This window comes from Dactylosporangium sucinum (genome assembly GCF_014647515.1).
In the GTDB taxonomy this organism is placed as follows: Bacteria; Actinomycetota; Actinomycetes; order Mycobacteriales; family Micromonosporaceae; genus Dactylosporangium; species Dactylosporangium sucinum.
The window spans coordinates 102,569-119,173 of sequence record NZ_BMPI01000023.1 but is presented as its reverse complement, the minus strand read 5'-3'; the positions used below and the strand labels follow the sequence as shown (position 1 = coordinate 119,173).

General features: G+C 74.8%; 16 protein-coding genes. 9 read left to right on the top strand and 7 right to left on the bottom strand.

The window, feature by feature from the left end:
* Positions 1 to 8: 8 nt before the first annotated feature.
* On the bottom strand, positions 9 to 455 hold the full coding sequence (locus IEZ31_RS23750) for a nuclear transport factor 2 family protein (protein WP_190252147.1): 447 nt from the start codon (positions 453 to 455) through the stop codon (positions 9 to 11).
* Between the two features lie 83 nt (positions 456 to 538).
* Here IEZ31_RS23750 and sigJ point away from each other — a divergent pair, with 83 nt between their 5' ends.
* A complete protein-coding gene (sigJ, locus tag IEZ31_RS23745) occupies positions 539 to 1,408 on the top strand; it encodes an RNA polymerase sigma factor SigJ (protein ID WP_229835780.1) in 870 nt (289 codons plus the stop codon).
* Here sigJ and IEZ31_RS23740 read toward each other — a convergent pair.
* Entirely contained in the window at positions 1,344 to 3,347 is a 2,004-nt protein-coding gene (locus tag IEZ31_RS23740; RefSeq protein ID WP_190252146.1) for a sel1 repeat family protein, read from the bottom strand. The genes sigJ and IEZ31_RS23740 overlap by 65 nt on opposite strands.
* Before the next feature lie 148 nt (positions 3,348 to 3,495).
* On the opposite strand from IEZ31_RS23740, the gene IEZ31_RS23735 reads away from it, so the two are divergent.
* Both IEZ31_RS23735 and IEZ31_RS23730 read left to right on the top strand, forming a co-directional pair.
* Entirely contained in the window at positions 3,496 to 4,116 is a 621-nt protein-coding gene (locus tag IEZ31_RS23735) for a class I SAM-dependent methyltransferase (RefSeq protein ID WP_190252145.1), read from the top strand.
* 21 nt (positions 4,117 to 4,137) lie between these two features.
* A complete protein-coding gene (locus tag IEZ31_RS23730; protein ID WP_190252144.1) occupies positions 4,138 to 4,482 on the top strand; it encodes an L-rhamnose mutarotase in 345 nt (114 codons plus the stop codon).
* Here the strand turns inward: IEZ31_RS23730 and IEZ31_RS23725 are convergent.
* Complete coding sequence (locus tag IEZ31_RS23725; protein WP_190252143.1) at positions 4,401 to 5,195, bottom strand: SIR2 family NAD-dependent protein deacylase; 795 nt, start codon at positions 5,193 to 5,195, stop codon at positions 4,401 to 4,403. The two genes, IEZ31_RS23730 and IEZ31_RS23725, sit on opposite strands and share 82 nt — an antisense overlap.
* Positions 5,196 to 5,303: 108 nt before the next feature.
* Here IEZ31_RS23725 and IEZ31_RS23720 point away from each other — a divergent pair, with 108 nt between their 5' ends.
* The 4 genes from IEZ31_RS23720 to IEZ31_RS23705 are packed head-to-tail and all read left to right on the top strand — an operon-like array spanning position 5,304 to position 9,026.
* Positions 5,304 to 6,314 (top strand): acyl-CoA dehydrogenase family protein, encoded by a 1,011-nt coding sequence (locus IEZ31_RS23720; protein ID WP_190252142.1) that lies wholly within the window; start codon positions 5,304 to 5,306, stop codon positions 6,312 to 6,314.
* Positions 6,311 to 7,405: an acyl-CoA dehydrogenase family protein gene (locus tag IEZ31_RS23715; protein WP_190252141.1), complete on the top strand. Its 1,095-nt coding sequence runs from the start codon at positions 6,311 to 6,313 to the stop codon at positions 7,403 to 7,405. The genes IEZ31_RS23720 and IEZ31_RS23715 overlap by 4 nt, the downstream gene beginning before the upstream one ends.
* Positions 7,402 to 8,196 carry an SDR family NAD(P)-dependent oxidoreductase gene (locus IEZ31_RS23710; RefSeq protein ID WP_190252140.1) on the top strand — a complete coding sequence of 265 codons (795 nt, stop codon included), beginning with the start codon at positions 7,402 to 7,404 and terminating at the stop codon, positions 8,194 to 8,196. Before IEZ31_RS23715 ends, IEZ31_RS23710 begins: the two co-directional genes overlap by 4 nt.
* Positions 8,197 to 8,210: 14 nt before the next feature.
* Positions 8,211 to 9,026 (top strand): FadR/GntR family transcriptional regulator, encoded by an 816-nt coding sequence (locus IEZ31_RS23705; RefSeq protein ID WP_190252139.1) that lies wholly within the window; start codon positions 8,211 to 8,213, stop codon positions 9,024 to 9,026.
* Between the two features lie 85 nt (positions 9,027 to 9,111).
* On the opposite strand, the gene IEZ31_RS23700 is transcribed toward IEZ31_RS23705, so the two are convergent.
* On the bottom strand, positions 9,112 to 9,903 hold the full coding sequence (locus IEZ31_RS23700; protein ID WP_190252138.1) for an alpha/beta fold hydrolase: 792 nt from the start codon (positions 9,901 to 9,903) through the stop codon (positions 9,112 to 9,114).
* 95 nt (positions 9,904 to 9,998) lie between these two features.
* Here IEZ31_RS23700 and IEZ31_RS23695 point away from each other — a divergent pair, with 95 nt between their 5' ends.
* On the top strand, positions 9,999 to 10,934 hold the full coding sequence (locus IEZ31_RS23695; RefSeq protein WP_373294672.1) for a sigma-70 family RNA polymerase sigma factor: 936 nt from the start codon (positions 9,999 to 10,001) through the stop codon (positions 10,932 to 10,934).
* On the opposite strand, the gene IEZ31_RS23690 is transcribed toward IEZ31_RS23695, so the two are convergent.
* The gene (locus IEZ31_RS23690; RefSeq protein ID WP_190252137.1) at positions 10,848 to 11,219 is read right to left on the bottom strand and encodes an STAS domain-containing protein; all 372 of its coding nucleotides are present in this window, start codon (positions 11,217 to 11,219) and stop codon (positions 10,848 to 10,850) included. The genes IEZ31_RS23695 and IEZ31_RS23690 overlap by 87 nt on opposite strands.
* Positions 11,220 to 11,391: 172 nt before the next feature.
* Here IEZ31_RS23690 and IEZ31_RS23685 point away from each other — a divergent pair, with 172 nt between their 5' ends.
* Positions 11,392 to 12,693 carry a diaminopimelate decarboxylase family protein gene (locus IEZ31_RS23685; RefSeq protein WP_190252136.1) on the top strand — a complete coding sequence of 434 codons (1,302 nt, stop codon included), beginning with the start codon at positions 11,392 to 11,394 and terminating at the stop codon, positions 12,691 to 12,693.
* A 140-nt stretch (positions 12,694 to 12,833) separates the two neighbouring features.
* On the opposite strand, the gene IEZ31_RS23680 is transcribed toward IEZ31_RS23685, so the two are convergent.
* Positions 12,834 to 14,093: a GH1 family beta-glucosidase gene (locus tag IEZ31_RS23680; protein WP_190252135.1), complete on the bottom strand. Its 1,260-nt coding sequence runs from the start codon at positions 14,091 to 14,093 to the stop codon at positions 12,834 to 12,836.
* Between the two features lie 49 nt (positions 14,094 to 14,142).
* Positions 14,143 to 16,494: a glycoside hydrolase family 2 protein gene (locus IEZ31_RS23675; protein ID WP_190252134.1), complete on the bottom strand. Its 2,352-nt coding sequence runs from the start codon at positions 16,492 to 16,494 to the stop codon at positions 14,143 to 14,145.
* Between the last annotated feature and the right edge of the window lie 111 nt (positions 16,495 to 16,605).

Below are 16,605 nucleotides of genomic sequence, written 5' to 3'. Positions count from 1 at the left end.
TGCCATGCTCAGGCGCCGGGCGGGGCCCCGTTCAGGGGGCTGTCGTCGGTGTAGCGGACCTCGTAGGTCCGCTCGGCGAAGCGCCAGCCGTCCGGGGTGCGGGTGTAGCGGTCGTGGTACAGGGCGTAGTTCAGGTGCGAGGTACCGTCGCGGAAGCGGCCGAACTCGGCCACGTACGCGCGGCCGGTCGCCGTGTCGCCGGCGAGCTGGATGGTGCCCGGGTGGACGTTCTGGACGAAGAACTCCCACAGTGTCCGGAGTCGTTCGACCCCGGCGCGGATGGCGTCGCGGCCGGTGAGCTCGACGCCGGCGGCGGGGATGCGCCAGACGGCGTCCTGCGTGAACAGGGCCGCGAGGCGGTCCCAGTCGCGCTGCATCCCGGCGTCGGTGAACTCGCCGCGCAGCGCCTCGATCTCGACGCGGTCGGCGAGGGCCTGCAACTGTCCGGTGTCCATGCCCGTCCGACGAGGTACCGCACCGGAACGTCAGGCCTGACATTCCGGTGCGGTACCTCGTCGGAGAGGGTATGCGTGGTGTCATGACGATCATGGACGAGCGGCCGCAGCTGCTCGGCCTCGCGTACCGGCTGCTCGGCTCGCTCGCCGACGCCGAGGACGTGGTGCAGGAGGCGTTCGCCCGCTGGTACGGCCTGAGTCCGGCCCAGCGCGAGTCCATCGAGTCGCCGGGCGCCTGGCTGTCGACGGTCACCAGCCGGATCTGCCTCGACCTGCTGGGTTCGGCCCGCGCCCGGCGGGAGCGGTACGTGGGCGAATGGATCCCCGAGCCGGTGCCTCCCGGCGCCGACCTGTTCGCCGGCGACCCGGCCGACCGGGTCACCCTCGACGAGTCGGTGAGCATGGCCTTCCTCGTCGTGCTCGAGTCGATGACCCCGGCCGAGCGGGTCGCGTTCGTGCTGCACGACGTGTTCCGCTACCCGTTCGCCGACGTCGCCGCGATCGTCGGCCGCACGCCCGCCGCCTGCCGCCAGCTCGCGTCGTCGGCCCGCCGCCGGCTCGGCGCGGCCCGGCCACCGGCCCCGGCGGCCCGCCGGTCCGGCATCGTCCGCGACTTCAAGGCGGCGTGGGAGGCGCAGGACATCGACGCGCTGGTCGAGCTGCTGGACCCGGACGTGACCGCGGTCGCGGACGGCGGCGGCCGGGCCCAGGCCGAGCTGCACCCGGTCCACGGCGCCGCGGGCGTCGCGGCCGGCTTCGTGGCGGTCCGCCGCAAGGCCCCGGACCTGCGGATCGTGGAGCGCACGGTCAACGGCCAGCCGGGCCTGGTGATGCTGGACGGCGACGTCACGGTGACGGTCCTGGCGTTCGACGTCACCGACGGCCGCATCACCCACCTGTGGGCGATCCGGAACCCGGACAAGCTCCGCCCGTGGACGACCGGCGGTCGCTGAGCCACGCCAGGGCGGCGGTCGCGGACGGGTGGCCGGCCGCCGCGGCCAGCTTCCACCAGCGCTCGGCCGCGGCGAGGTCGTCCTTCCGCGCGGCCAGAACCCCGGCGTTGTACTGCCCGGCGGGAAACCGGCTGAGCGCCGCGCGCCGCCACCAGCGGGCCGCCTCGTCCGGCTCGCCCGCCGCGTGGAGCTCGACCGCGAGCGCGTGCATCGCCGGCGGGAAGCCGGCGCGTGCGGCGTCCTTCCACAGCCCCACCGCCTCGCCGGTCTCGTCGCGGTCGCGCAGCAGCACACCCAGGTTGTACATCGCGCTCGCGTTCTTCAGGCCGGCCGCGGTGCGCCACAGCTGCTCCGCCGCCTCCGGCTCGCCGGTGCGCAGCTTCACCGCGCCGAGGCCGTGCCAGGCGGCCGCGTTACGCTCGGCGGCGGCCTTCCCGAACCACTCCGCCGCGCCCGGATGGTTGCCGGCCCGGAACTCGCGGCAGCCCATCTCGTAGAGGGCCTCCGGGTCGCCCGCCTTGACCGCGCGGCCCAGCCAGAGCTCGGCCTCGGCCGCCGACACGGTCTGGAACATCTGCCCGGCGATGTTCTCGATGTACCCCAGGTTGAGCGTCGACGTCACCGTCAGGGAGTCGGGCACGGTGCGCAGGAACGCCCGCGAGGCGACGTCCGTCTTGCCGGCCGCGAACGCGGCGACACCGACGTCGAACAGCCCCCGGACCGGGGTCTCGCGCAGCACCGCCTCCCAGATCACGGCGGGGACCGGCGTCGACCGGTCGACGCGGTCCAGCAGGTAGTCGTGCGGTGTGTAGCCGTCCTGCCGGGCGATCAGGCAGGCGGACGCGTTGTAGATCGGCTCGCGCGCCCAGCGCAGGCCCTCCTCGAAGGTCGGCCGGTCCGGGTGGTCGCGGAGGCCCTCCCGGAGGTAGTGCGGGTACATCTGGTGCAGCTGGTGGTCGGTGACCGGGCGGCGGTAGCCGGCGCGCAGGTAGTCGACGGCGGCCGAGACGATGGCGCTGCCGACGCGCCCGGCGGGGGTGGCCGCGCCGCTGGTCCACCGGCGCAGCAGCTGCGGCCCGGCGGCGAGGTACTCGATGAGCGAGCCGCCCGAGTCCCGGATCGCCAGGTCGATCCGCGGGTCGGTGCGCAGCTCCTCGGCGCGCCGCTGCTCGTCGGGGCTGAGCCGGTCCGGGACGAGCAGCGCCCGGGCCTGCAGGAGCACGCGGGACGCGGGGTGCTGCACGGTCTGCCGCCGGGTCGCGTCCGAGGCGAGCGCCGCGTCGAAGTGGACCAGCTCCTCGTCGCGAATGGTGCCGACGATCGCTACGTCGGTGCGGCCCCGCGGGCACAGCGCGTCGATCACCTGCAGCGTGAGGGCGTTTCCGTAGAGGAACTGGTCGATGTCGTCGAGCCAGACGACCGCGTCTCGCGGGGTCTCGCGCGACGCCGCGAGGGCCTCCAGCGCCTCGGTGCTCGACGGGATCCACAGCGTGCGGTCCGGGAACTTCGCGATGGCCTCCACGGCCGCGCGGGTCTTGCCGGAGGCCGAGCTGCCGTGCAGGATGACCAGGCCGCCGGCCCGGATCGCCGCCTCGACGGCGGCGTCGACGTCGCGGGCGATGTAGGGCACCGCGGCGGCCGGCGCGCCGTCGACGTTGATCGCCGGCTTCACCCCGAGCCGACCGCTATCGATGTCGCGCACCCGGGGCGGCCCGTCGTCGTCCATGAGCAGCATGTCGCGGTGCGGGGCGGCGGCGCCGCCCCGCAGGACCAGGCCCGCACCGGCGGCGACGATCAGCACCAGCGCGGCGGCGCTGCCGATCGTGCCGGCGTGCTCCAGCCCACGGGACCGCAGGTAGATGCCCAGCCACACCACCCCGGCGGCCGCGGCGAGCACGACGACGGCCCACGCCAGCCGGGCCGTCCTCGATACGCGCATAGCAGCATGATGCCTGGCGCGTGTCAGTCCGCCCAGGGGATCTGTGGCGAGCGGTGGGCCGAGGTGCAGGACGCGGAGGCGAGCCGTGGTTCGCCGAACCGGCAACAAAACTCGCCGAGCCGGCCGGGCGCGGGGCAGATTCAACCGCATGACGATCGAGATGTTCACCGAGGACTACTGGGAGCAGCGGTACCGCAGCCGCGGCGCGCTGTGGAGCGGGCGGCCCAACGCGCACCTGGTCAGCGACGTCGCGGGCCTCGAGCCCGGCGCGGCGCTCGACGTCGGCTGCGGTGAGGGCGCCGACGCGATCTGGCTCGCCCGCCGCGGCTGGCGGGTCACCGGGGCCGACATCTCGCCCACGGCGCTGGAGCGGGCGGCCGAGCACGCGAGGGCGGCCGGGGTCGAGGCCACCTGGGTGCGGGCCGACGTGCTGTCGTGGGTGCCGGAGCCGGGGCGGTACGACCTGGTGACCGCGGGGTTCGTCCACGTGCCGGCCGGGCTGCGGGAGCCGCTGTTCGCGCGGCTGGCCGAGGCGGTGGCGCCGGGCGGGACGCTGCTCATCGCCGGCCACCACCCGTCCGACGTCGGTGTCGTGCCGCGGCCGGACGTGCCGGAGCTGTTCTTCACCGCCGACGAGCTCGCCGCCGCGCTCGACCCGGGCGCCTGGGAAGTGCAGGCCGCCGATGCGCGGCCGCGGACGGTCGCGCATCCCGAGCACGGCGGGGAGGTTACGATCCACGACGCGGTGCTGCGGGCCCGGCGCCGCTGACCCACGCTGGGAGGCGATCGCATGCCGCAGGTGGCGCTGCACACCCGGCTCAAGCCGGGCCGCGAGGCCGAGTACGACGCCGTGCACGCCGTCATCCCGCCCGAGCTCGACGCGGCGCTGCGGGCGGCCGGCGTGCGCGACTGGCGCATCTGGCGCTCCGGGCGCGACCTGTTCCACCTGGTCGACGTCGACGACTACGCGGCGATGCGGGCGGCGCTGCGCGACCACCCGGCGAACGTGCCCTGGCAGGCCCGGATGGCCGAGCTGCTGGAGGTCGAGGACGACTACTCCGGCGCCGACACGGGCGTCCCGCTGGTCTGGCGGCTGCCGTCCCAGGCCGCCGACACCAGCGCCGGGAGCGTCTGAGCGGCGGTACCGCGGAGGTTGACCGCGCAGACGGCATCGAGCGGCGTCGGCTCCGGGTTGACCTGGACGACCGCGGCCCCGGCGCGGGCGGCCACCCGCGGGATCTCGGCGGCGGGGTACACGACCCCGGACGTGCCGACGGTCAGCAGCACGTCGCAGCGCGCGGCGGCGTCGACGGCCGCGCTGAGCGCGTCCCCGGGCAGCGCCTCGCCGAACCACACCACGCCCGGCCGCACGAGCGCCCCGCACTCGGCGCACCGGGGCGGCGGGATCCGGCCCCCGTCATCGTCCGCCGGCTCCCCGACGGAGGCCGGGTGCGGCGCCGCCCCGATGCACCGCGGGGCGAACAGGCTGCCGTGCAGGTGCACCGGCTCCCGGGACCCGGCCCGCTCGTGCAGGTCGTCGACGTTCTGGGTGATGACGACGGTGTGCGGGATCCGGGCCTCGATGGCGGCGACGGCCAGGTGCCCCGGGTTGGGCACGGCCCGCCGCACGCGGGCCCGCCGCCACTCGTACCAGCCCCAGACGAGGTCGGGGTCGGCGTGGAACGCCTCCGGGGTGGCGAGCTGCTCGGCGTCGAACCGCGCCCACAGCCCGGTCAGGTCGTCGCGGAAGGTCGGCACCCCGGACTCGGCCGACATCCCGGCCCCGGTGAACACGACAACTCGCCGGGCGCGAGCGAGCAGCTCGGCGGTGGAACGCACGTCGTCCATGCGCCGCATTCTGGCACGCCCGCACCCGTCCGGCTCGCGGGTCGTTGCGTCTTAACATCTAAATGATATAGCGTGCTTGCACGGGTTGGAGGGAGGCGCCTGGCCATCATGACCGACTGGACGCTGCTCGCGCCGGACGACGACGCGCGGGCCCTCGATGAGGCCGCCGGGGCGCACTTCGCCGCGCTGCGCGGGCCGGAGGCGATACGGACCGCGATCGACGCCGGGACGGCACCGCCCGACGACGGCTGGAAGGTGCTGCTCGACGGCGGGTACCCCGACATTGCCGTCCCCGAGGACCTCGGCGGCGCCGGCCGCCTCATCGACCTCGCCGTCGTGCTGGAGGCCGCCGGGCGCACGCTCCTCACGCCGGGGCTGCTGCCGTCCGCGCTCGCCACCCGCGCGCAGCTCGCCGCCGGGGTGCACCGGGCCGAGTTCCGGGCCGCGCCCGCCGGGTTCGCGCTCGCCCGCGGCACCGTCGCGGACGGGCGGTGCAGCGTCGAGCGGGCCCACGTCCTCGGCGGGCTCGGCGCCGCCACCCTGACGCTGGTCGTCGCCGGGGACGAGCGTGCCTGGGTCGTGGTCGTCGACCCGCGCGCCGACGGGGTCGACCTCGTCCAGGAGACGACGGTGATCGATCCCTCCCGGCCGCTGCCGGCGTACCGGCTCACCGGGGCCGCCTGCCTCGCCGAGCGCGCCGTCGAGCTGGACACGGCCCTGGCCGAGTGCCGGGTCTGCCTGAGCGCCGACCTCGTCGGTACCGCGGCCGGCGCCCTCCACGCGGCCGTCGCTCACGCGCAGGCCCGCCGGCAGTTCGGGCACCCGATCGGCGCCTTCCAGGCCGTCAAGCACCAGCTCGCCGACGCGTACGTGGAGGTCGAGCGGGCCCGCAGCCTCACCTACGGCGCCGCGCTGGGCGAGGCGTCGCCGCTGCTGGCCAACGCGGTGGCCGCGGAGGCCGCCGTGCGGGTCGCGTCGCGGTACACCCAGCTCATGGGCGCGATGGGGGTCACCTTCGAGGCGGACTGTCACCTGTTCCTGCGCCGCGCGCACCAGACGGCCGGGCTGCTGGGGACACCCGACGACCTGTATCTGGCGGCTGCCCGGGAGGCCCGATGACGGCGTTCGACGACTTTCTCGACGAGGTGCTGCCGGCCGACTACGAGGCGGAGTACCAGCGGTACCGCCGGGATCTCGAACTGCGCAGGAACTATCAGGCCGCCGCGTTCGACGCCGGGTGGCTCATCCCCGAGTGGGGGCGCGACGAGGGCGGGCGCGAGCTGTCCGGGCCCGAGGCGCTCGCCGTGCGGCTGACCGGCGCCCGCCGCCGCGTGCCACGCCTGCTGAACATCCAGGGCGCGGGGGTCGCGGCCCCGGCGATCCGCGCGTTCGGCACCCCGGCCCAGCAGGCGCGGCTGCTGCGGCCGGCCGCGCGCGGCGACGAGGTGTGGGCGCTGGGCATGTCCGAGCCCGGCGCCGGCTCGGACCTCGCGTCGATGCGCACGAGCGCCGTCCTCGCCGACGGCGTGTTCACGGTCAACGGCCAGAAGGTGTGGACCACCCAGGGCGACGAGGCCCGCTGGTGCACGCTGTACGTGCGGACCGACCCGGAGGCCCGGCCGCACCGCGGCATCTCGTGCCTGGTGCTCGACATGCGCAGCCCGGGCGTGACCGTCCGGCCGATCCGCACCGCGGGCGAGGCGATCGAGTCGTTCTGCGAGGTGTTCCTCGACGACGTCAAGGTGCCCGAGGACGCGCTGCTCGGGTTGCTCAACGGCGGCTGGGGCGTGGCCATGGCCAGCCTGGAGCACGAGCGCGACATGATCTGGCTGAACACCTGGCTGGAGGCGAACCGCGCGCTGGCGCCGACGCTGCACGCCGGCGAGCTGTCCGAGGCGCAGCTGGTCCGGCTCGGCCGGGCGCTCGCCGACACCGAGAGCCTGCGCCTCACCGGGCTGCGCACGGCCGCCCAGCGCTGGGCCGACGTGCCGTCGCAGGCCTGGACGATCCTCAAGCTGCTCGGCTCCGAGTCGGTCCAGCGGGCCGCGCTGCTGTCGCTGGAGGTCGCCGGGCCGGCCGCGTTCGACGACCCGGCGTACTTCGACGAGCGCCTCGACTCGCTCGGCGCCACGATCTACGGTGGCACGTCGGAGATCCAGCGCACCATCATCGCCGAACGCGCACTGGGACTGCCGAAGGGAAGGTCATGAGCTCACTGGCCAATCGTTGCGCGCTCGTCTCCGGGGCCGGGCGCGGGCTGGGCCGCGCGATCGCCACCTCGTTCGTGGAGGCGGGTGCCACCGTCTGCGTCGTCTCGCGCAACGCCGCCGAGTTGGAGGACTTCGTCGCGACCGTCGGGGGCCGGGCGGTTGCCTTCCCGGCCGACATCCGGCAACCTGACGACCTGGACCGCTTACGGGACGCGGTGCTGAGCGAGGTCGGAGTCGTCGACATCCTGGTGAACAACGCCGGCAACCTGGTGAAGAAGCCGGTCGTGCCGCTGCCGACCGACGGGCCGGTGGGCCAGCCCGGCTCGGGCCCGGCGAGCGTCGCCATGACCGACGACGAATGGGACTCGGTGCTCGACACCCACGTGCGCGGTTCGCTGCACCTGGTGCGGTCGTTCGTGCCGGGCATGCTCTCGCAGGGACGGGGCCGGGTGATCAACATCGCGTCGAGCAGCGTGGCCCGGTCGGCCAACCTGACCGTGAGCTATCAGGTCGCCAAGGGCGCGCTGCTGCAGCTGACCCGCTCGCTCGCCAAGGAGTGGGCCGCGTACGGCGTCACGGTGAACACGATCGCGCCCGGGCACTTCCGCACCAGCATGACCAAGGCACTGCACGACAGCCCCGAGGGCCAGGCCTGGCTGCGCGAACGCATCCCGATGCGCCGCACCGGCGACGCCGCCGAGCTCGGCGCCCTGGCCGTCCACCTGGCCGGCGACCTCGCGTCCTTCATCACCGGCCAGACCATCTTCGTCGACGGCGGTGAGACCCTCTAGTGTCCGAGTCCGAGATGTCAGAGCTGCCCGGGCGCCAGCATCGCATGCCGCTGCGCACCCCGCGCGTGGCCGAGGCGGTGGCGGCGCAGCTGCGGCTGCGCATCCTCGAGGGCGACCTGGTCGACGGCGCCGAGCTGCCCCCGGAGGCGCAGCTGCTGCAGGAGTTCCCGGCCAGCCGGCCGAGCCTGCGCGAGGCGATCCGCATCCTGGAGACCGAGGGGCTGCTGACGGTGCGCCGCGGCAAGGTCGGCGGCATCGTCGTGCGCAGCCCCACCGCCCACTCGGCGGCCTACCACATGGGCCTCCTGCTGCACTCGCGCTCGATCCCGCTGACCGACCTGGCCACGGCCCGCAACCTCCTCGAACCGTTCTGCGCCGAGCAGGCCGCGCTGCGCGACGACCACGGCGCCGTCGGCCAGCGCCTGCGCGAGCTCAACGACGAGGCCGAGGCGGTCGTCGCCGACGGCCCGGCGTTCACCGGCGCCTCCGTCAAGTTCCACGAGGCGCTCGTCGACGCGGCCGGCAACCAGACGCTGCGCATGTTCGCCGGGATGATGGAGAGCATCTGGAGCGTCCAGGAGCGCGGCTGGGCCCGCCGGGCGGCCGACGAGGCCAGCTATCCGTCGGTGGAGCTGCGCCGGGAGGTGCTGCGGGCGCACGACTCGATCCTCAAGGCCATCGAGGCGGGCGACGCCGACCTGGCCGGCCGCGTGACGCGCGCGCACCTCAAGGCGTCCCAGCTCTACGTGGCGTCGACGGACGCCCCGTCGGTGCGCGTCGTCGACGAGTACGGCATGCCCCGCATGGACTACGACGCCGACCGCTCGTAGCGTCCCTTGCCGGCCCCTCCGCCGGGAACAGGACGTTGGCCGATCTACCCCGTGATAGACCGGCCAACGTCCAGGAACAGGGCGGTCAGCGGTCCTGGTCGAGGAACGCGAGCGTCGCGGTGGCGAACAGCGGGGACATGAACAGGTCGTAGTGCGTCAGGCCGGGCAGGATCGCCAGGGCGTGGCCGCCCTTCGGCCGGCCCTCGCCGCCCCAGCCGCCGTCGCGCAGGCCGCCGTCGAGCAGGTTGAAGACCTCGACGAAGTGGCTCGGCGGGGCCATGTCGGCGTCCGCGGCGACCACCAGGGTCGGCACCTGCAGGCCGCGCACCTCCTCGGTGAAGTCGAAGTCCTGCGCCATCGCCTGGCCGATCTTGTCCAGCAGGCGCGGGAAGTCCTCCGGGCGGGGCGCCAGCCGTTGGTACGCCTCGTACATCGGCGTCTCCTTCATGAACTCGGCGGCCGCCGCGCTCACCTGGCCCTGCTGGGCCAGCATGTCCGGGTAGATGGCCGAGCGGCGGATGTTCGCCGACGCGGCGACCAGCCGCCCGACCTTCTCCGGGTGCCGGATCGCGACGTTGAACGCGATGCCGCCGCCGAGCGAGTAGCCGACCACGTCCGGGCGGTCCAGCCCGAGGTGGTCGATGAGCGCCGCGACGTCGTCGGCCATCAGCCGCACGTCGAGCGGCCGGTCGATGTCGGCGGTGCGGCCGTGGCCCTGGACGTCGACCAGGATGACCTGGTGGTGGTCGGTCAGCGCCGGCAGGATGGGCGCGAACATCTCGCCCGAGCCGAGGCCGCCGTGCAGCAGGACCAGCGGCCGCCCCGTCCCGTGCGTCTCGAAGTACAGGTTGATCCCGTTGACGTCGGCGTAGGTCATCGTGCGCTCCTCAGCGTGGCTGTCATACCGTCATCGGTGCAGACCAGGCCGCCGCCCGTAACTCATCGGTCCCGCCGGAAGATATTTTGGGCATCGTGAACACCGCCGAACTGGAAGCGCACCGCGCCGAGCTGACCGGGTACTGCTACCGGATGCTCGGCTCCGCCTTCGACGCCGAGGACGCCGTGCAGGAGGCGTTCGTGCGGGCGTGGCGCGGGTCCGAGCAGTTCGAGGGCCGCTCGTCACTGCGGTCCTGGCTGTACCGCATCGCCACCAACGTGTGCCTGACCATGCTGACCAGCGCCCAGCGCCGGATCCGCCCGATGGACCTCGGCCCGGCCGGCTCGGGGACCGCCACCGACCCGGGCGAGCCGCGCCCGGAGGAGATCTGGGTCGGCCCGGTGCCCGACGACCGGGTGCTGCCGGAGCGCGCCGACCCGGCCGACGTCGTCACCGGGCGCGAGTCGGTCCGGCTCGCGTTCGTCGCCGCGCTGCAGCACCTGCCGGCGCGGCAGCGTGCGGTGCTCATCCTGCGGGAGGTCCTCGCCTGGTCGGCGCAGGAGGTGGCCGAGCTGCTCGACACCTCGGTGGCCAGCGTCAACAGCGCGCTGCAGCGGGCCCGGGCCACCCTGGCGACCGCGGACGTCACCGCCGACGTGCACCGGCCGCTCGACGACGAGCAGCGGGCGCTCCTCGGCCGCTACGTCAAGGCGTTCGAGGCGTACGACCTCGAGGCGCTCACCGCGCTGCTGCACGAGGACGCGACCCTGTCGATGCCGCCGCTCCCGCTGTGGCTGCGCGGCCCCGCCGACATCCGCGCCTGGATGGCCGGCACCGGCTCCGGCTGCCAGGGCTCGCGCCTGGTCCCGGTCGTGGCCAACGGCATGCCGGCGTTCGGCCAGTACCGCACGACCGGCCCCTGGGCGCTGATCGTGCTGGAGCTGTCAGGCGGGCGGATCGCCGGCGTCAACAACTTCCTGGACACCGCCCGGCTGTTCCCACTTTTCGGCCTCCCGGACCACCTCGACTAGCCCGAGCAGCCCGGCGAGCTCAACGAGGGCCGGCCCGGCCCCGGTGACGACCAGCCGCCACCCGAGCCGGCGGGCGGTGAGCCGCAGCCGGGCCAGCGCCTCCACCGTCACCACGTCGGGCCGGGCCACCCGGGCCACGTCGCACACGACGGTGCCGCCGGGCCCGCCGCGCAGCCGCTCGGCGAGCCCGGCGCACAGCCCGCCGATGTCGGACCGCGCGACCACCGGGCCGAGCGCCAGCGAGATCTCCACACGGGTAGGACCGCCGGCGACGGTCAAACTCATCGCACGATCACTTCTGCGGCCTCGGCGAGGAGGAGGCGGGCGGCACGGCTCAGCCGGGTGGGCCACGACACCCTCCGGGCCGGCGATCCTGACGAAATCTTCACGCGGGCCGGCGTAGGGATTGCGTCAGGACGTCTGGGCGGGCCGGAGCGGCGGTGCCAGCGTTGACCGCATGACGCTCACCGACATCATCCCCTCGCTGCGCTCGTCGTTGCCGGCCCGCCTCGACACCGGCGTCTGGCCACGGACCGCCCACTGGGGCGACGCCGGTGACCTGCGGGCCGGCGGGGTCAGCCTGGCCGCCGTCGCGGCGGAGCACGGTACACCCACCTTCGTCCTCGACGAGGAGGACGTCCGCGAGCGCTGCCGCACCTACGCGGGCGCCTTCGGGGCCGGTGACGTGGCGTACACCGGCAAGGCCCTGCTGACCGTCGACGTGGCCCGCTGGATCGCCGCCGAGGGCCTCGGGCTCTACGCGGGCTCGGCCGGGGAGGTCCGGGTCGCCGAGCGCGCCGGGTTCGACATGGGGCGGGTGGTGCTCTACGGCAGCGCGAAGTCCCCCGAGGATCTCGACGTCGCGTACCGCGCCGGCGTCGGTACTGTCGTCGTGGAGTCCATGGGCGAGATCACCCGGCTCGCGGCGACCGCGCCGGCGGGACAGCGGGTGCTCCTCAGGATCGTCGACGGGCCGGACCGCCGGTTCGGCCTGCGGGTCGCCGGCGGCGAGGCGGCCGCGGCCGTCGCCCGGATCGCGGGCCAGCCCGGGCTGCGGCTGGCCGGCTACGACTGCTCGATCGGGCATCAGCTCAGCCGGTTCAGCCAGTACGAACGGGAGATCAGCCGGCTGTGCGAGTTCGCGTCCGTCATGTACCGCGCGCACGGCGTCGCACCGGAGCGGCTGAACCTCGGCGGCGGGCACGCCGTCGCCTACCGCCCGGAGGAGTTCGACCTGGCACTGGCGGGGTTCGCCACCCGCATGCGGTCGGTGCTGCACCTGGAGGCCGGCCGGCACGGCCTGCCCGCGCCCCGGCTCACCGTTTCCCCCGGCCGGGCCGTGGTGGCCCGGGCCGGCGTGACCGTGTACCGCGTCCTCGCCGTGACCCGGACCCAGGCCGGCGACCGGCTCGTCGCCGTCGACGGCGGGATGACGGACTGCCCGGCCACCGCGCTGTGCGGCAGCCGGCACAGCGCCGTGCTGATCGGCCGCACCGGCCGCGCCGCCGCCGGGCCGGCCGTGGTGGTCGGCCGGCACAACGACGCCGACGACGTGGTCGTGCCCGACGCGGAGCTACCCGCCGACGTGCACCCGGGCGACCTGCTCGCCGTCGCCGGCACCGGCGCCTACCACCACGCCCGGGCCACCAACTTCCACCTGGTCAGGCGCCCGGCGCTGCTCGCTGTGGCCGGCGGTCGCGCCCGGGTCCTGGTCCGCCGGGAGTCCCTGGACGACCTGCTCGCCCGCGACGCGGGCTGAACCTACTGCCGCAGTCGCGCTCGGCAGGCACGCCGACCGCCGCCACGAGGGTGCCCTGGGCCGTGCCGGTGTCGACCTTGAAGACCTCGTCCGGGAATGCCGCCCGCACCGCCGCGGTGGTCCCCGCCGGACGGCACCCGTCAGCCGCTGATCCGGGCGCGGTACCAGTGGAAGCTGCCGCGCGGGGTGCGGCGCTGGGTCGCGTGGTCGACCTCGACCAGGCCGAACCGGGGCCCGTAGCCGTGACCCCACTCGAAGTTGTCCAGCAGCGTCCACACGAAGTAGCCGCGCACGTCGGCGCCCGCCGCGACCGCCCGCTCGACGGCGTCGACGTGGGCGGACAGGAACGCCGTGCGGTCGGCGTCGTCGGGCATGACCGTGCCGTTCTCCGTCACGACCACCGGCAGCCCGGGGTACTCGCGATGCAGGCGCAGCAGCAGCGCGGTCAGGCCGTGCGGGGTGACCGGCCAGCCCATGCCCGTCACGGGGCCCGCCCGGACCTCGGTGCCGTCCGCGCCGAGCACCGTGTCGAAGTAGTAGTTCACGCCGAGGACGTCGAGCGGGGCCGCGATCAGGGCCGCGTCGCCGTCCTCGACCGGCAGCGGTGCGCCGCGCGCGGCGAGGTCCCGCAGGACGTCGTCCGGGTAGCGGCCGTGGACCAACGCGTCGAGGTACATCCGGGTCGACAGGCCGTCCAAGCGGCGGATCTCGTCGTCGAGGCCGGTGGTGCCCGGGGCCGGGAGCGTGTTGGCGAGGTTCAGCGTGATGCCGACCCGCACCGGCCGGGCCCGGATCCGCGCCGCGGCCAGGCCGTGGCCCAGCAGGAGGTGGTGCACCGCGCGGATCGCGGCCGGGAAGTCGCGGCGGCCGGGGGCGTGGATGCCGTCGGCGTAGCCGTACATCGCCACGCACCAGGGCTCGTTGAGCGTGGTCCAGACGGGGACGCGGTCGCCGAGGCGGTCCAGGACGAGGCCGGCGTACTCGGCGAAGCGGTGGGCGGTGTCGCGCTCCGGCCAGCCGCCGTCGTCCTCCAGCGGTTGCGGGAGATCCCAGTGGTACAGCGTGAGCCACGGATCGATCCCGCGCGCCAGCAGGCCGTCGACCAGCCGGTCGTAGAAGTCCAGGCCGGCCGGGTTGGCGGGGCCGGTGCCGGTCGGCTGGACCCGCGGCCAGGCGACCGAGAACCGGTAGGTGTCGACGCCGAGGCGGCTCAGGAGGCCGAGGTCCTCGTCGAGGCGGCGGTAGTGGTCGCAGGCCACGTCGCCGGTGCCGCCGTCGGCGATCGCGCCCGGCGTGTGGCTGAACGTGTCCCAGATGGACGGTCCGCGGCCGTCCTCGGCGGCGGCGCCCTCGATCTGGTACGCCGAGGTGGCCACGCCCCAGCGGAAACCTGGCCTCATGACGCCGCCAGGGCGAGCGCGGCCGCGCCGTCGACCGCGAGCGCGCGGGTCACGGCCGGGCCTCGTTGAGGCAGCGCAGCACCGGGTGCGCGACGAGCGCCGCGGGGTCGAGCGGCACGTCGCTGCGCACGGTGAACGTCACGCTCTCCCCCGGCAGCAACGTGACGAGCTGATCGTCGACAACCGCCGACGGGTGCAGCCGGTCCGGGAACAGCGCCAGCTCCCGCACGACCGTGTGCGCGACGACCCGCACGGCGCAGCCCCCGTCGACCGGCGTGACCTCGGTCGACAGCTCGGCGGGCGGGTAGTCCACCACCGGGTCCTCGGCCAGGAACCGCAGCGCCCGCGCGGCGCCGAGCTCGGCCACGAAGAGCTCCCGCCGCACGTCGCCCGCCGCGAACGGCACCGCCACCGAGGCCACCGCCCGCGGGCCGGCCGAGACCGGCAGCGACACCGCGTCGAGGACCGTCCCGTCGAGCGCGCGCCGGGTCAGCCGCAGCAGCCCGGTCCACGGCGTCGCGGTGTCGTTGACGACCGCGACGGCGTCCTCGTGGAAGGTGAGCAGGCGGGGGGCGTAGGCGCGGCGCAGCTCGTACCACAGCGGCTTGCGCCGCCGCCCGCCGTCGACCGCCGCCCACGACGTGACCGGCCAGCAGTCGTTGAGCTGCCAGACGAGCGTGCCCATGCAGTACGGCATCAGCGCCCGGAACCGCCGGACCCCGAACGACATGGCCCGCGCCTGGTTGAGCTGCGTGAAGTAGTGCCAGTCGTCGAACGTGGCCGGTGCCGGCAGATGGTCGCCGAGCCCGCGCAGGAGCTTCTCGTTGCCCTCGACGGCCTTCTGATGGTGGTGTACCCCGGGCGAGTCGGCGGCCAGGGGTTCGTCACTGACGGCGGCGCGCAGCGTCGCGTACGTCGGCGGGCCCTGGAAGCCGAACTCGGCCACGAACCGCGGCGTGTAGTCGGCGTAGTGCGTGTAGTCCCGCGAGCCCCAGACGGTCCAGATGTGGACGGTGCCGGTGGCGGGGTCGTGCACGTCGCGGTCGGGCGCGCCGGAGTACGGGCTGCCCGGCCAGTACGGGCGGCCCGGATCGAGCTCGGCGACCAGCCGCGGCAGCAGGTCGTAGTAGAAGCCGGCGCCCCAGCTGCGGCCGTCAAGCTCGGCCGGCCAGCCCCAGTGCTGATGGCCCTCGATGTTCTCGTTGTTGCCGCACCACAGCACCAGGCTCGGGTGGCCCATCAGCCGGGCGATGTTGTCGCGCGCCTCCGCCTCGACCTCGCTCGCGAACGGCTCCTCCTCGGGGTACGCGGCGCAGGCGAACGGGAAGTCCTGCCAGACCAGCAGCCCCAGCTCGTCGGCGAGGGCGTAGAACGCGTCGGACTCGTAGACGCCGCCGCCCCACACGCGCAGCGCGTTGGCGCCGGCGTCGATCGCCTGGCCGAACCGCTCCCGCAGGTCGGCGGCGGTCGTGCGGGCCGGGAAGGTGTCGTCCGGGATCCAGTTGAAGCCGCGCAGGAAGACCGGCTCGCCGTTGACGCTGACCCGGAACGCGTCGGGGTCGAGCTCGACGCTGCGCAGGCCGACCCGGGTCGTCCGGCTGTCGTCGCCGGCCGTGACGACGAGCGGGTACAGGTGAGGCTCACCGTGCCCGCGGGGCCACCACAGCCGGGCGCCGGGCACGTCCACGCGCAGGGTCGTCGCGGCCTGGCCGGGCGCGAGCTTGCCCTCGACCCGCACGTCGCCGACGGTGGCGGCCACCTCGACGGCGCCCTCGGCCGCGCGCTCGACGGTGATCCCGACGTCGACGCCGTCGGTGCGGGAGCTCGGCCGTACCTCGGCGATGCGCACCCCGGACCAGGAGTCGAGCCCGATCGCGCGCCAGATGCCGGCGGTCACCAGCGTCGGGCCCCAGTCCCAGCCGAAGTTGCAGGCCATCTTGCGGATGAACGGGTACGGCTCGGCGTACGGCCCGGGCCGGGCGCCGAGCCGTCCGGCCTCCGCCTCCGCGTAGGTGTAGGGGGCGGTGAAGTCGACCCGCAGCTCGTTGGCGCCCGGCCGGAGCAGGCCGGTGACGTCGAACCGGTAGCGGCGGTGCATGTTCTGCGTGCGGCCCACCTCGGTGCCGTTGACCCACACCGAGGCGACCGCGTCGAGGCCGTCGCACACCAGGTCCACGCGGTCGAAGCCCTCGTCCTGCCAGTCGAAGGAGGTCCTGTACCGCCAGTCGGTGCGCCCGATCCAGCCGAGCCGCAGCTCGTTGTCGTCCGCGTACGGGTCGGGGATGGCGCCGGCGGCGAGCAGGTCGGTGTGCACGCAGCCGGGCACGGTCGCGGGCGTCTCGGCCGGCTCCTCCCGGCCGATGGGCGCGACGGTCCAGCCGTGATGCAGCGAGCGGTACATGGGAGTCCCTTTGCCTCTGAACCGAGTAAGCGGCGCTCAACGTAGCCGCGGGTCGCGGTGGCTGTCAACGTCTGGGATCGTTCGAGGGCGACAGCGGGCTGCGCGGCGGCT

Coding starts and splice junctions, on each gene's coding strand:
- IEZ31_RS23725 (WP_190252143.1), bottom strand. CDS start 5,195: ATGGACGACGTGCGTTCCACCGCCGAGCTGCTCGCTCGCGCCCGGCGA.
- IEZ31_RS23740 (WP_190252146.1), bottom strand. CDS start 3,347: ATGCGCGTATCGAGGACGGCCCGGCTGGCGTGGGCCGTCGTCGTGCTC.
- IEZ31_RS23735 (WP_190252145.1), top strand. CDS start 3,496: ATGACGATCGAGATGTTCACCGAGGACTACTGGGAGCAGCGGTACCGC.
- IEZ31_RS23750 (WP_190252147.1), bottom strand. CDS start 455: ATGGACACCGGACAGTTGCAGGCCCTCGCCGACCGCGTCGAGATCGAG.
- sigJ (WP_229835780.1), top strand. CDS start 539: ATGACGATCATGGACGAGCGGCCGCAGCTGCTCGGCCTCGCGTACCGG.
- IEZ31_RS23730 (WP_190252144.1), top strand. CDS start 4,138: ATGCCGCAGGTGGCGCTGCACACCCGGCTCAAGCCGGGCCGCGAGGCC.
- IEZ31_RS23705 (WP_190252139.1), top strand. CDS start 8,211: ATGTCAGAGCTGCCCGGGCGCCAGCATCGCATGCCGCTGCGCACCCCG.
- IEZ31_RS23690 (WP_190252137.1), bottom strand. CDS start 11,219: ATGAGTTTGACCGTCGCCGGCGGTCCTACCCGTGTGGAGATCTCGCTG.
- IEZ31_RS23680 (WP_190252135.1), bottom strand. CDS start 14,093: ATGAGGCCAGGTTTCCGCTGGGGCGTGGCCACCTCGGCGTACCAGATC.
- IEZ31_RS23720 (WP_190252142.1), top strand. CDS start 5,304: ATGACCGACTGGACGCTGCTCGCGCCGGACGACGACGCGCGGGCCCTC.
- IEZ31_RS23700 (WP_190252138.1), bottom strand. CDS start 9,903: ATGACCTACGCCGACGTCAACGGGATCAACCTGTACTTCGAGACGCAC.
- IEZ31_RS23675 (WP_190252134.1), bottom strand. CDS start 16,494: ATGTACCGCTCGCTGCATCACGGCTGGACCGTCGCGCCCATCGGCCGG.
- IEZ31_RS23715 (WP_190252141.1), top strand. CDS start 6,311: ATGACGGCGTTCGACGACTTTCTCGACGAGGTGCTGCCGGCCGACTAC.
- IEZ31_RS23710 (WP_190252140.1), top strand. CDS start 7,402: ATGAGCTCACTGGCCAATCGTTGCGCGCTCGTCTCCGGGGCCGGGCGC.
- IEZ31_RS23685 (WP_190252136.1), top strand. CDS start 11,392: ATGACGCTCACCGACATCATCCCCTCGCTGCGCTCGTCGTTGCCGGCC.